Origin of the sequence: Pseudomonas sp. B329, assembly GCF_023127835.1 — a bacterium.
Taxonomy (GTDB): domain Bacteria; phylum Pseudomonadota; class Gammaproteobacteria; order Pseudomonadales; family Pseudomonadaceae; genus Aquipseudomonas; species Aquipseudomonas synxantha_A.
Genome location: NZ_SPKP01000005.1, coordinates 253,032 through 266,674 on the forward strand (window position 1 = coordinate 253,032; position 13,643 = coordinate 266,674).

Genomic DNA, 13,643 nt, shown 5'->3' on the forward strand with positions numbered 1-13,643 from the left:
GTTTTACTGGATGATCAGATTGTTGAAGAGCAAATCTTCCACCATCGGCTTGCCGGTCTCGTCATTCATCACTTGCTGGGTTTGTTTCAGGGCTTCCTGACGCAGCTTTTCCTTGCCTTCGACCGTACTCATGGCCTCGCTGGTCTGCTGGGTAAACAGCCCCACCAGCTGGTTGCGGATCAACGGATCGTTGGCTTTGACCGCCGCAGCTGCTTCGGTGCCGGTCACGCGAAGGGCGATATCGGCCTTGTAAACCTTGAGCTTCGCCGTGCCATCCAGGCCATAGTTGCCTACGAATGGCGGCGTCAGGCTGATATAGCTGACTTTCGGCGCCTCGCCTTCCTTGGCTTCTTCGGCCTGGACGGCCATCGGCAACGTCAGGGCCAGCATCAACAGGATCCACGCTTTCACAGTTCATTCCTCGAATTCGTTTGCCCGGTAGCATAACGCTAGCAAGGCTGAGCACAAGCTTATGGGGGCTTATCAGGCGCGGGTATGCTCGTTGACCCACGGGCGCACCCTCCTACACTTATCGGCCACGATGCCAAAAGGAATAGTCCGATGAAAGCTTTGCTGTGCAAAGCCTTCGGCCCCGCCGAAACCCTGGTGCTGGAAGATATCGCCAGCCCTGCGATCAAGAAGAACGAAATCCTGCTGGACGTGCACGCGGCCGGGGTGAACTTCCCGGATACCCTGATCATCGAGGGCAAGTACCAGTTCAAGCCGCCCTTTCCATTCTCACCCGGCGGCGAAGCGGCAGGCGTGGTCAGCGAGGTGGGTGAGAAAGTCAGCCACTTGAAGGTCGGTGACCGCGTAATGGCGTTGACCGGTTGGGGCAGCTTTGCCGAGCAGGTCGCGGTGCCTGGCTATAACGTGCTGCCGATTCCGCCGAGCATGGACTTCAACATCGCCGCCGCCTTCAGCATGACCTACGGCACCTCGATGCACGCGCTTAAACAGCGCGCCAACCTGCAACCCGGTGAGACCCTGCTGGTGCTAGGCGCCTCCGGCGGTGTGGGCCTGGCCGCGGTGGAAATCGGCAAGGCCATGGGCGCACGCGTGATCGCCGCCGCCAGCAGCGCCGACAAACTCGCGGTGGCCAAGGCGGCCGGCGCCGATGAGCTGATCAACTACAGCGAAGCCAGCCTCAAGGACGAGATCAAACGCCTGACCGACGGCAATGGCGCCGATGTGATCTACGACCCGGTGGGCGGCGATCTGTTTGACCAAGCCATCCGCGTCATCGCCTGGAACGGCCGCCTGCTGGTGGTGGGGTTTGCCAGCGGGCGCATTCCCGAATTGCCGGTGAACCTGGCATTGCTCAAGGGCGCGGCGGTAGTCGGCGTGTTCTGGGGCTCGTTTGCCCAGCGCCAGCCGCAGGATAACGCGGCGAATTTTCAGCAGTTGTTCACTTGGTATGCCGAGGGCAAGTTGAAGCCGTTGGTGTCGCAGGTGTATCCGCTGGAGCAGGCTGCCCAGGCGATTAATGACCTGGGGCAGCGCAAGGCAGTGGGTAAGGTCGTCGTCCAGACGCGCTGATTGATCTGAAATGCGGTCCTTGTGGGAGGGGGCTTGCTCCCGATAGGAGTCGGTCAGTGAGTACATGAGTGACTGAACCACCGCTATCGGGAGCAAGCCCCCTCCCACATTTTGATCCTCGGTGTTCAAGAGAACGGATTACGACCACAACTTATCTATTTACGACATGTTCGTAAAAGAACATGCAATTGCTCTCGTTTCCTGTGTTTGCAGATAAGAGGCGATGCTATTTTCGGTAACGAAACTGTAACATTCGCATCCGCAGTCAAAACAAGAAATTTGGAGCTCTTGAATGTTTGCTTTCTTTCGACCTGCCGCACACCAGGCGCCTCTGCCTGAAGAAAAAATAGACAGTACCTACCGACGGCTGCGCTGGCAGATCTTCGCGGGTATTTTCTTCGGTTACGCTGGCTACTATCTGCTGCGCAAAAACTTCTCCCTGGCCATGCCCTACTTGATCGACGAGGGTTACACCCGTGGTGAACTGGGCCTGGCGATGTCGGCGATTGCGATTGCCTACGGTTTATCCAAGTTCCTCATGGGGCTGGTGTCCGACCGCTCCAACCCACGTTACTTCCTGCCGTTCGGCCTGCTGGTTTCAGCGGGGGTGATGTTCATTTTCGGTTTCGCACCTTGGGCAACGTCCAGCGTGACCATGATGTTCATTTTGCTGTTCATCAACGGCTGGGCCCAGGGCATGGGGTGGCCGCCGAGTGGGCGGACAATGGTGCACTGGTGGTCGCAGAAAGAACGCGGCGGCGTGGTGTCCGTGTGGAACGTGGCGCATAACGTCGGCGGTGGCTTGATCGGCCCGCTGTTCCTGCTGGGCATGGCGTGGTTCAACGACTGGCATGCTGCCTTCTACGTGCCGGCCACCGTGGCCCTGGCGGTCGCGGCGTTTGCCTTCATCACCATGCGCGACACCCCGCAATCGGTGGGTTTGCCGCCTATCGAGAAGTACAAGAACGATTACCCGGAAGGCTACGACGCCAGCCACGAAGACGAATTCAGCGCCAAGGAAATCTTCGTCAAGTACGTGCTGCGCAACAAAATGCTCTGGTACATCGCCTTCGCCAACGTGTTTGTCTATCTGCTGCGCTACGGCGTTCTGGACTGGGCGCCGACCTATTTGAAAGAAGCCAAACACTTCACGGTCGACAAGTCGTCCTGGGCGTATTTCTTCTACGAGTGGGCTGGCATCCCGGGCACGCTGCTGTGCGGCTGGATGTCGGACAAAATCTTCCGTGGCAATCGCGGCCTGACCGGCATCGTGTTCATGACGCTGGTCACCGTGGCGACCCTGGTTTACTGGCTCAACCCGCCGGGCAACCCGATGATCGACATGATTGCGCTGTTCTCAATCGGCTTCCTGATCTACGGCCCGGTCATGCTGATCGGCCTGCAGGCGCTGGAGCTGGCACCGAAGAAAGCCGCCGGCACTGCCGCGGGTTTCACCGGCTTGTTCGGTTACCTGGGCGGTTCGGTAGCAGCCAGTGCGGCCATGGGCTACACGGTTGACCATTTCGGCTGGGACGGTGGTTTCGTGCTGCTGATTGGTGCCTGTGTACTGGCGATCGCGTTCCTGATCCCCACGCTGTGGCACACCAACAGCGTCAGCTCGGCGCGTTAATCGCCAGAGCAATCTTTGGCACAACGCTTGAGCCGCGCCTCCAGGTTTTTATCTGGCATGGCGTGGCTACGCAGGGCGTTCACGGTCTGCTCGACATAATCGCGAGTCGTGCCGTAACGCCCGCAAGCGCTTTGCAGCACATGATTAAGCACAATATCGGGCAAGTTGCCGGCATAGCTGGGCAAGTGCCGCTCCAGAACAAACCCCAACGCCTGCACGGTGCTGCCATCTTCCAATCGGCAACTGAGCCAGTGCGGCCGGTACGAGGGGTAAGGCATCTCACGCTGCCATAGGGCGTACAGCGAGGCCTCCAACTGGTCCTCCGGCAAGCGGTAGGCAAACCCGCTGCAGGAACCACCGCGATCCAACCCAAACACCAACCCCGGCAGCTCCGGCGTACCGCGATGCTCGTGTGACCACAAATACAGGCCACGGTGATAACCGTGAACCCGTGCCCGCACCCGTTCGGTCGACGAACATTCAGGGCGCCAGATCAGCGAACCATACGCAAACAGCCACACCGGCCCACCCTTGTGCCGAGCCATGGTGGCTTGCATCGAGCTCATCAATTGTTCGTGAGTGAGTTGCGGCCCCAGATCGAGCCGCGGAGGGTAAGCCAATTGCAGAAGATCGGTTTCAATGGCGGTCATGGCGAAAAGCGGTGCGCCTCCTGTGTGTTACCAGTTGTAAGCGACTTTACCGTAATAGAACGCGCCGCTGTAACCGTACGGCGAAAAAGTGCTGTAGGCGAGATTGCCGCCGCTGCTGGCGTAAGCATTAACCTTCTCTGGGTATTTGTCGGTAACGTTGTCGCCACCCAGGGTGAAGGTCCAGTTCTTGAGCTTGTAGTCTGCTGACAGGTCCAGCACCCAGGCGGCCTTGAAGGTCTGGTCGTTGACCTTGTCCGCCTGATAGCTGGTGAACTCGCCATAGCGCACCAGGTTGCTGTGCAGCGCCCACTGGCCGAAGGTGAAGTCGTTGCCCAGGCTCAGTTTGTGCTGGGGTGTGGTGTCGCCCAGCAAGCCGATACGTTCGCGACGGTCCACTCGCACCAGGTTGGCCCCCAGGCTATCGAGTACCGCCGGGTTGGCTTTCACATCGGTGACCTTGGTGTGGTTGTAGTTATAGCCCAGGGTGCTGTTCCAGCGAATGCCGTTATCGAGCTGGTAGCGATAGTTGGCTACCAGATCGACGCCATCGGTGCTGGTGTCCGTGGCGTTGGTGAAGTAACGGGCCGTGGTGTAGTTGATATTGCCGACGCCATTGGCTTGCAGGTAAGCCACCGTGGCCGGGTTGAGATTGAGGTTAGACGACAGGCTGATGCGGTCGCGGATGTCGATGCGGTACACATCGAGCGTGACGGTCAGGTCATAGGCCGGCTCCAGCACCAGGCCGAGGCTGTAGTTGCGCGACTTTTCCGCCTTGAGGTCTTCGGCACCGAGCAGGCGCGCCACCTGACTGTTGGCCGGGAAGGTGCCGGCTTCCTGGATGGTGCTGCCGATCAACTGCGATGAGGTGTAGGCAAAATTCTGCTGGGCCAGGGACGGCGCACGGAAACCGTTGGAGATGCTGCCGCGCAAGGCCACCTGGGGGGTGAAGTCGTAGCGGGCCGACAGCGAGCCGCTGACGTTGGAGCCAAAGTCACTGTAATCCTCATGGCGCACGGCGGCCGAGGCGCTGAGTTTTTCGGTGAAGTTGGTTTCCAGGTCCAGGTACTGTGCCCAGTTATGGCGTGTGCTGGTGCCGGCGTCGGCATCACGGAAGCCTCCCAGGCCGGAACTGCCGGTCTGGTAATAGGACGCTGGCTCGCCCGCCTCGATTTCATAGCCCTGATGCAGGTATTCACCGCCGAACGCCACGGAGACCGGATACGGCAGAAAGCCCACATCGAACTCACGGGACAGGTCCAGGCTGACTTGCTTTTGATCGTTGCTCAGGGTGCCGTTGTTGAACTTGCGCGGCGTTGCCAGGCCCAGGGAGGTGTTGATGGTTTCGGTGCCCAGTTCGTACTGATTCTTGCCGTAGTTGGCCGACAAGTCGTAATGCCAGTCGTAGGCCAGCAGGCCGCGCAGGCCCACCACCAGCGAGGTGTCTTCCAGGTTGCCTTTGATCAGTGGCAGGTAGCCGTTGGGGTTTAGCGCCTTGATGTTGTTGGATGCGTTGCTCGCACGGTAGAAGGCCGCCGTCTCACCGCGGCGCTTGCTGTAGCCACCGAAGGTGTAGAACTCGGCTGCATCACTGAAGGAATATTCCGAGTTGAACTGGAATTTGCCTTCATTGGTGGCCGGCTCACCTTGGCGGAACACACGCTGGCCGTAGGTGGTGGAGCCAATACTGCCGGGGCGGTAGTCGTTACCGGCGCGGTTGGTGTAATCGTTGTCGGCGCCTTCGGCAGACAGGTTGATAAAGCCATTGTCGCCCAATGCCAGGCCCGTATTACCACTGACATTACGCTGGATGCCATCACCCTTTTTGTACTCGCCAAACTTGCTGGACACCGAGCCGCCATGGTCGGCGTGCTTGAGGATCACGTTGATCACCCCGGCGATCGCATCGGAGCCGTAACGGGCAGAAGCGCCGTCGCGCAGCACCTCGATATGGTCCACCGCCGACAGCGGAATGGCATTTAAGTCTGCCGGGGCCGAACCGCGCCCAACCGCACCGCCCAGGTTGACGAAGGCACTGGTATGGCGGCGCTTGCCGTTGACCAGCACCAGCACCTGGTCCGGCGACAAGCCGCGCAACTGCGCCGGACGCACCAGTTCGGCGCCGTCCACCAGGCTTGGCCGGGGGAAGTTGATCGACGGTATCAGCCGCGCCAATACGGCACCCAGCTCATCGGAGCCAGTACTGCGCAGGGTTTCACCGGAGATTACGTCGATTGGCGACAGCGATGCACTGGCGGTGCGCTCTTGGGCGCGGGTGCCGGTGACGATCACAGTGTCGAGTTTAGGTGCATCAACCGCAGAAGTTTCGTCTGCCAGAACTGGATTGAATCCCACAACGGTCAGCAAATTGGCCGACAAAATCGCCGTGTATAGCGCGTGTTTCCTGTAGCTCCCCATACCGCTCCCCTTTGAATCAAAAATAGAACTGCAATGCGCGAAGTTCGTACGATCGATCCGGCTGGCGGGCGGTGGCGGTCAGTATCTGGTTATGGTCGGTGAAGTCGGTAGTCCGTTGCGATATAGCTTAAAGATATTCATCATCCAGAATAAATACCTTAAAAGAATAAGCAAAAGCATAAGCACGCTCGCCCATTCGTCAGGATCCACGCGTCTAATCCCGGTAATTTCAGCCCCGGTTCAGCCTGGGCGCGTGCCAAGCCGTCAAACTGGCGCGCCTGTAACGACCCACTTAGCCGTTCATCAAATCGACTACCGAGGTCGCCATGAAAAAATTCCGATTGCCTGGCCTGTTATTGCTTGCCCAGGCCACCACTGCACTGGCTAGCGAAACGCCAACGGCGACTGACGACAAAGGCTTCTGGTACGCCCAGACAAGCGTCTACACCCGGCACTTTGCACCCGACCCGCAACACAACAACAAACAGGACCTGATCGGCCTGGAGCGCAATGAGGCGTCGGGCCTGGTGTATGGCGGGGTGACCTTTCGCAACTCGTTCCGCCAACGCTCGTACTACGCCTATGCGGGCAAGCGCTATGACATGGCCGACTACCCGGTGTATGCGAAGTTGACCGGTGGGTTGATCCAGGGCTATCGCGGCGAGTATCGCGACAAGATCCCGTTGAATCGTTTTGGCGTAGCGCCAGTGATCATTCCGTCCGTGGGAACCCATTACGGGCCGGTCGCGGCGGAGCTGGTGTTGCTGGGGTTCAATGCAGCGATGGTGACGACTGGCTTACGCTTCTGACACGACACTGTCCCGTGTGGGAGCTGGCTTGCCTGCGATAGCGGTGCGCCAGTTGGCAAATGAGACACTGACCCACCGCTATCGCAGGCAAGCCAGCACCCACATTATTCAGCGCAACACTTCAGGGCCGTGGGGCGTAGGCAAACACGTCAGCGCGCATCCGGTGCGCATCCATACCGGCGTCGACCAATGCATCCAGGGTGCCGTAGATCATTGCTGGCGAACCACTGGCGTAGACGTGCACGCTGTTGAGATCGGCAATGTCCTCGCACACCACCTCGTGCAGCAAACCGCAGCGCCCTTCCCAGCCACAGAGGTCGCTGACCACTTTGTGCAGGAACAGATTGGGCAGTTGCAGCCACTGATCCCAGTGCTCGATCTGGTAGAAATCTTCCGGACGCCTTACGCCCCAGTACAGGTGCACCGGGTGCTTGAAGCCCGAAGCGCGACAGTGCTCGATCAGACTGTGCATCTGCGCCATACCGGTACCGGCGGCCATCAGCACGAGTGGTCCGTCCGGCAACTCGGCCAGGTGGGTGTCACCGAACGGCAGTTCCACACGGGCCATCTGGTTGCGCTGCAATTGTTTGATAAGGTTGCGCGCACTGTCCTCGCGCACCAGCACATGCAGCTCCAACTCACGCCCGGCATGGGGTGCAGAAGCCAGGGAAAACGCCGACTTCTCGCCGTTCTCCCGTTCGAGCATCAAGTATTGCCCGGCGTGGTAACGCACCGCCTTACCGGCCGGGGCGCGCAGGCGCACACGCCAGACATCGCCGCCGACTTCCACGCACTCGATCAATTGGCATGACAATTTGCGCAACGGCAACTCTCCTGGCGCGAGTACGCCATCCCACAACACAATGCAGTCTTCCAGCGGCTCGGCGATGCAGGTATAGAACTCGCCATGGTCGCGCACTTCACCGGCTTGGCTTACCCGGCCCTCCACCAGCAACGCCGCACACACATGGCACACGCCATTGCGGCAGGCCTGGGGGCATTCGTACCCCAGGCGGCGTGCACCTTCGAGGATTCGTTCGCCAGGGACCAGCTCCAGTACAGCGCCGGAAGGTTGCAGAGTTACACGCATCAATCTATTCCCAATTCTTTCCAGATCGCATCGACACGCGCGGTGACGGCTTCATCCTTGACGATCACCCGGCCCCACTCGCGAGTGGTCTCACCCGGCCACTTGTGGGTGGCATCCAGGCCCATTTTCGAACCCAGGCCCGATACCGGCGAGGCAAAGTCGAGGTAGTCGATCGGCGTGTTATCGATCATCACCGTATCGCGCTTGGGGTCCATGCGCGTGGTGATGGCCCAGATCACGTCGTTCCAGTCCCGCGCATTGATGTCGTCGTCGGTCACGATAACGAACTTGGTGTACATGAACTGTCGCAAAAACGACCACACACCCAACATGACGCGCTTGGCATGGCCCGGATACGACTTCTTCATGGTCACGATGGCCATGCGGTACGAACAGCCCTCGGGCGGCAGGTAGAAGTCGGTGATTTCCGGAAATTGCTTCTGCAGGATCGGTACGAACACTTCGTTGAGCGCCACTCCGAGAATCGCCGGCTCATCGGGTGGACGCCCCGTGTAGGTACTGTGGTAGATCGGTTTGACCCGATGGGTGATGCGCTCGACGGTGAACACCGGGAAGCTGTCGACTTCGTTGTAATAGCCGGTGTGGTCGCCGTAAGGGCCTTCATCGGCCATCTCACCCGGGTGAATCACGCCCTCGAGGATAATTTCGGCGGTAGCCGGCACCTGCAAGTCGTTACCGCGGCACTTGACCAATTCGGTGCGATTACCGCGCAACAGGCCGGCGAAGGCGTATTCGGACAAGCTATCGGGCACAGGTGTCACGGCGCCGAGAATGGTCGCCGGGTCGGCCCCCAGGGCCACGGACACCGGGAACGGCTTGCCCGGGTGTTTTTCACACCACTCTCTGAAGTCGAGTGCGCCGCCACGGTGGCTCAGCCAACGCATGATCACCTTGTTGCGGCCAATGACTTGCTGACGGTAGATGCCGAGGTTCTGGCGATCCTTGTTCGGGCCTTTGGTGACAGTCAGGCCCCACGTGATCAGCGGGCCGACATCGCCCGGCCAGCACGTCTGGACCGGGAGCATGGCCAAATCGACATCATCGCCTTCGATGACCACTTCCTGGCACACCGCATCCTTGACCACCTTGGGCGCCATGGCGATGATCTTGCGGAAGATCGGCAACTTCGACCAGGCGTCCTTCAAGCCCTTGGGCGGCTCGGGCTCCTTGAGAAACGCCAGCAACTTGCCGATCTCGCGCAGCTCGCTGACCGACTCGGCACCCATGCCGAAGGCTACGCGCTCGGGCGTACCGAACAGGTTGCCCAGCACCGGGATATCAAAGCCGGTCGGGTTTTCGAACAGCAGCGCCGGGCCCTTGTTGCGCAAGGTGCGGTCGCAAATCTCAGTCATTTCCAGTACCGGAGAAATCGGCATCTGGATACGTTTCAACTCTCCGCGCTGCTCAAGTTGCTGCACGAAATCCCGAAGATCCTTGAATTTCATTAACCATGCCACCCGTAAAATAGGCGTACATCCTACCTGCTCTGAGGGCGGCTGGCAGCTTAATTGGCCGTCAAGCTGCGTGATTGCAACGAACTGAACAATGGCTCAAGGAAGGCTTCAATGTGTCGCGCCCCCACGTCTGACAGATGGTTATCGTCGGTATACAGCGCGCGACCATTGAGTTCGACCCGGCACAAACCATCGGCGCCGCACAGCAGGGGCGCAGGGTCCAGCACCGCGACACCACTGTCGGCAGCCGCCAGTTCGTCAAACAATTGCGTGATGAACGCCTGGCGCTTCACATGCTCGGCCACGGCCAGCCCTTCACCACTCACGGGCCGGTTCATCATCGCCAACCGGCTGAGACGGTAAGGCACGATGATTTCCTGCAGCGGCACTTCCTTGACCAGCCAGACCTTATGGCCGGCAGCACGCAAACCCTGGATGCGTTCACGCAAGCCTTGGGCGAAGCGTTGCTCGGCGACGGCACGCACATACTGGCCAGTGCCGGGGTCTTTGAGCGCATGCTCCTTGTCACCCGACATTTGCCCATACACATACAGGCTCCAGCGGGCGGCCAACACCACATCGCTGAATGTCTGCTCAGCCATGGCCTTCTCGACGCGACGGTTGAAATGCGCGCAGCGGGCAATATTCTCCAGGCCATCGAGGGGAATACAGCCGGCAAAACTGGCTTCGACCAGGCTGATATCGTGACGATCAGCGCCCTCTTTGAGTGCCGGTATCAGCGCGGTAGCGTGACTGTCACCCCATACCAACGCTGAAACCGATTGGTCTTTGGGGCCGAAATGGCAGAACAAGCGTTCATCGGGCGTATCTTTGTCGGCCATGCACGCCAGCAGGTCCGGGCTCCACTTCTTGGCTTGGGCAAAGCGCAACGCCTGCTCGGACAAGCGCGAAGGCACGCCGTCAGCTTCGCGTATCGCAAGGCCAGTGAAGCCCAGCCCCAGAATGCCGACCATGGCTGACGCCAGAATCGCCTTACGCGAAGCCAGCAAACGTTTTTCCCGGAACGGCGTTTCCACGAAGCGCCAGGACAGATAGCCCAGCACCAGCGAAAGCAGCATCAGCCCCGCCAGTTCCAGCGCGCTCAAGCCATCCACCGCGGCGTAGTTGGCGTACACGAATACCGGCCAGTGCCAGAGGTACCAGGAATAAGAGATCAGCCCGATACCCACCATGATCCGCGTGCCCAACAGGCGAGCGACCCAAGTCTGTTGCTGGCCGTTGGCCCAGATCAACCCGACCACACCCAGCACAGGCAACAACGCAGTCGCGCCTGGGAACGGCGTTTTCGCGTCGTAACCCAATACAGCGATGAGGATCAATGCCAGGGAAGCCAGGCTGATTCCTTGCGCCAAGGCCGGCGAGGCGCGCCATTCACGCTTGGGCTGCACCGCCAGCATCGCACCGGCCAGTAGCTCCCAGGCCCGCAGATGCAACAGGAAGAAAGCTTTCTGTGGCTCATGCTGAACCGCCCAGACGCTCATGCCAAACGACGCCAGCAGCACCGCGAACAATGCCAGGCGCCAGTGCTTCAAACGGCTGGAAAGCAAGGTCAGCAGCAATGGGAAGAAAATATAGAACTGCTCTTCTACCGCCAATGACCAGGTATGCAGCAAGGGCTTGATGTCCGATGAGGCATCGAAATAGCCGTGCTGGCGCGAGAACAACAGGTTCGAGGTAAAGGTCACCTGATAATGCGCAGACCGCCCCAACTCTTCATAGTCCTTGGGCGCCAACAGAAACCAACCCACTGCCAGTGTCGCGGCGATCATCACAAACAGCGCGGGCAAGATACGTCGGGCACGGCGAGCCCAGAAGTCGATGAAACTGAAGCGTCCAGCTTGACGCTCTCGCCAGATAATTGACGTGATTAGAAAGCCCGAGATGACGAAGAAGACGTCAACGCCAACAAAACCGCCAGTAATGCCAGGGACACCAAAGTGGAACAACACGACTGCAAGGACAGCGATGGCACGCAGGCCATCGATGTCTCTGCGGTAAGCAAGGGTGGTCATAAGAATGTGGTCAGTCTGCGACGAAAGGGATGAGCGAAGTCACGCGTCAATTTTTGTTACTTAACGGATACTTATGCCACAAAAATCGCAGAATCTCGACGCAAAAAAAATGGCGCCCCATTAAGGGCGCCATTTTTTTGGACCTGAAACGCTGTATTACTTGCGTTTCATCGACAGGAAGAACTCGTCGTTGGTCTTGGTGGTTTTCAGCTTGTCGATCAGAAACTCGATGGCAGCCACTTCGTCCATCGGATGCAGCAGCTTGCGCAGGATCCACATACGCTGCAGCTCGTCGTCAGCGGTCAGCAACTCTTCGCGGCGAGTGCCGGAGCGGTTGATGTTGATCGCCGGGAACACACGCTTTTCAGCAATGCGACGGTCCAGGGGCAGCTCCATGTTGCCGGTACCCTTGAACTCTTCGTAGATCACTTCGTCCATCTTCGAGCCGGTTTCAACCAGCGCGGTGGCGATAATGGTCAGCGAGCCGCCTTCTTCGATGTTGCGCGCGGCGCCGAAGAAACGTTTCGGTTTCTCCAGGGCGTGGGCATCGACACCACCGGTCAATACCTTGCCGGAGCTCGGGATCACAGTGTTGTAGGCACGGGCCAGACGGGTGATGGAGTCGAGCAGGATCACCACGTCCTTCTTGTGTTCGACCAGGCGCTTGGCCTTTTCGATCACCATTTCGGCTACCTGCACGTGGCGGGTTGGCGGCTCATCGAACGTCGAGGCAACCACTTCGCCGCGCACGGTGCGCTGCATCTCGGTCACTTCTTCCGGACGCTCATCGATCAACAGTACGATCAGGTGAACTTCAGGATTGTTACGGGCGATGTTCGCTGCAATGTTCTGCAGCATGATCGTTTTACCGGCTTTCGGCGGTGCGACGATCAGGCCACGCTGGCCTTTGCCGATCGGGGCGCACAGGTCGATCACACGACCGGTCAAGTCTTCGGTGGAACCGTTACCGGCTTCCATCTTCATGCGCACGGTCGGGAACAGCGGGGTCAGGTTCTCGAAGAGAATCTTGTTTTTCGCGTTCTCGGGGCGATCGAAGTTGATCGTGTCGACCTTGAGCAGGGCGAAATACCGCTCGCCCTCCTTCGGAGGACGGATCTTGCCAACGATGGTGTCACCGGTGCGCAAGTTGAAGCGACGGATCTGGCTCGGCGAGACATAGATATCGTCTGGGCCGGCGAGATAGGAAGCGTCTGCGGAGCGGAGGAAGCCGAAGCCGTCCTGGAGAATCTCCAGCACGCCATCACCGGAGATTTCCTCGCCGCTTTTCGCGTGCTTCTTGAGCAGGGAGAAAATCACGTCCTGCTTGCGCGAACGGGCCATATTTTCTATGCCCATTTCTTCGGCCAGTTGGAGCAGGTCGGTAATCGGCTTTTGCTTGAGTTCAGTCAGATTCATATAGGAATGACGTAATCATTTATGGAGGGGGGAAATTAAGCTTTTGGCTTAATGAGGCCGCGCCGCAGAGAAGGCGACAGGATCGCGTACTAATCGAAAAGGAATGCGTCGGCGACGGCTTGCAGGGGGCAGTGGAGAAACCAGTGCGGGGCCGAATGTACCACCTGAGTTTCGGAGCGTCTAGCCCTGCTTTACGAAAAAGCCCCGAGATTTTCGGGGCTTTTTTGACGACGCTTAGATGTTCGCGTCGAGGAATGCAGCCAGTTGCGACTTGGACAGCGCGCCAACCTTGGTGGCCTCGACGTTGCCGTTCTTGAACAGCATCAGGGTCGGAATACCACGCACGCCGTGCTTGGCCGGGGTTTCCTGGTTTTCGTCGATGTTCAGTTTGGCAATGGTCAGTTTGCCTTCGTAGGTAGTTGCAATGTCGTCCAGAACCGGAGCGATCATTTTGCAAGGGCCGCACCATTCAGCCCAGTAGTCAACCAGCACCGGGCCAGCAGCCTTGAGTACTTCGGCCTCAAAGGTCGCGTCGGTGACGTGCTTGATAAGATCGTTGCTCATGGATGTCTCCGGATTGTAAGCA

General features: G+C 59.1%; 11 protein-coding genes. 3 read left to right on the forward strand and 8 right to left on the reverse strand.

The features are described from left to right. Positions 1–3: 3 nt before the first annotated feature. Positions 4–411, reverse strand: coding sequence for a flagellar basal body-associated protein FliL (locus E4P00_RS03780; RefSeq protein WP_216090459.1), 408 nt, complete (start codon positions 409–411; stop codon positions 4–6). A gap of 150 nt (positions 412–561) precedes the next feature. Between E4P00_RS03780 and E4P00_RS03785 the strand changes: the two genes are divergently transcribed. After that, positions 562–1,539 (forward strand): NADPH:quinone oxidoreductase family protein, encoded by a 978-nt coding sequence (locus tag E4P00_RS03785; protein WP_248130659.1) that lies wholly within the window; start codon positions 562–564, stop codon positions 1,537–1,539. A gap of 292 nt (positions 1,540–1,831) precedes the next feature. Continuing rightward, a complete protein-coding gene (gene glpT, locus E4P00_RS03790) occupies positions 1,832–3,169 on the forward strand; it encodes a glycerol-3-phosphate transporter (protein ID WP_248130660.1) in 1,338 nt (445 codons plus the stop codon). On the opposite strand, the gene E4P00_RS03795 is transcribed toward glpT, so the two are convergent. After that, positions 3,166–3,819 (reverse strand): gamma-glutamylcyclotransferase, encoded by a 654-nt coding sequence (locus E4P00_RS03795; RefSeq protein WP_015886454.1) that lies wholly within the window; start codon positions 3,817–3,819, stop codon positions 3,166–3,168. The two genes, glpT and E4P00_RS03795, sit on opposite strands and share 4 nt — an antisense overlap. Before the next feature lie 27 nt (positions 3,820–3,846). Beyond that, positions 3,847–6,234, reverse strand: a complete 2,388-nt coding sequence (locus tag E4P00_RS03800; RefSeq protein ID WP_248130661.1) for a TonB-dependent receptor — start codon at positions 6,232–6,234, stop codon at positions 3,847–3,849. Positions 6,235–6,560: 326 nt separating this feature from the next. Between E4P00_RS03800 and E4P00_RS03805 the strand changes: the two genes are divergently transcribed. After that, the gene (locus E4P00_RS03805) at positions 6,561–7,043 is read left to right on the forward strand and encodes a hypothetical protein (RefSeq protein WP_005792403.1); all 483 of its coding nucleotides are present in this window, start codon (positions 6,561–6,563) and stop codon (positions 7,041–7,043) included. A gap of 121 nt (positions 7,044–7,164) precedes the next feature. Here the strand turns inward: E4P00_RS03805 and E4P00_RS03810 are convergent, their stop codons facing one another. From E4P00_RS03810 to trxA, 5 genes are all read right to left on the reverse strand, one after another. Beyond that, positions 7,165–8,133 (reverse strand): CDP-6-deoxy-delta-3,4-glucoseen reductase, encoded by a 969-nt coding sequence (locus tag E4P00_RS03810; protein ID WP_078822604.1) that lies wholly within the window; start codon positions 8,131–8,133, stop codon positions 7,165–7,167. Then, complete coding sequence (gene ubiD, locus E4P00_RS03815; RefSeq protein ID WP_003195329.1) at positions 8,133–9,599, reverse strand: 4-hydroxy-3-polyprenylbenzoate decarboxylase; 1,467 nt, start codon at positions 9,597–9,599, stop codon at positions 8,133–8,135. The genes E4P00_RS03810 and ubiD overlap by 1 nt, the downstream gene beginning before the upstream one ends. 59 nt (positions 9,600–9,658) lie before the next feature. After that, positions 9,659–11,641, reverse strand: coding sequence for an acyltransferase family protein (locus E4P00_RS03820; RefSeq protein WP_032878812.1), 1,983 nt, complete (start codon positions 11,639–11,641; stop codon positions 9,659–9,661). Between the two features lie 156 nt (positions 11,642–11,797). Next, positions 11,798–13,057: a transcription termination factor Rho gene (gene rho / locus E4P00_RS03825; RefSeq protein WP_003176825.1), complete on the reverse strand. Its 1,260-nt coding sequence runs from the start codon at positions 13,055–13,057 to the stop codon at positions 11,798–11,800. A gap of 234 nt (positions 13,058–13,291) precedes the next feature. Next, positions 13,292–13,621 carry a thioredoxin TrxA gene (gene trxA / locus E4P00_RS03830; RefSeq protein ID WP_032881181.1) on the reverse strand — a complete coding sequence of 110 codons (330 nt, stop codon included), beginning with the start codon at positions 13,619–13,621 and terminating at the stop codon, positions 13,292–13,294. Between the last annotated feature and the right edge of the window lie 22 nt (positions 13,622–13,643).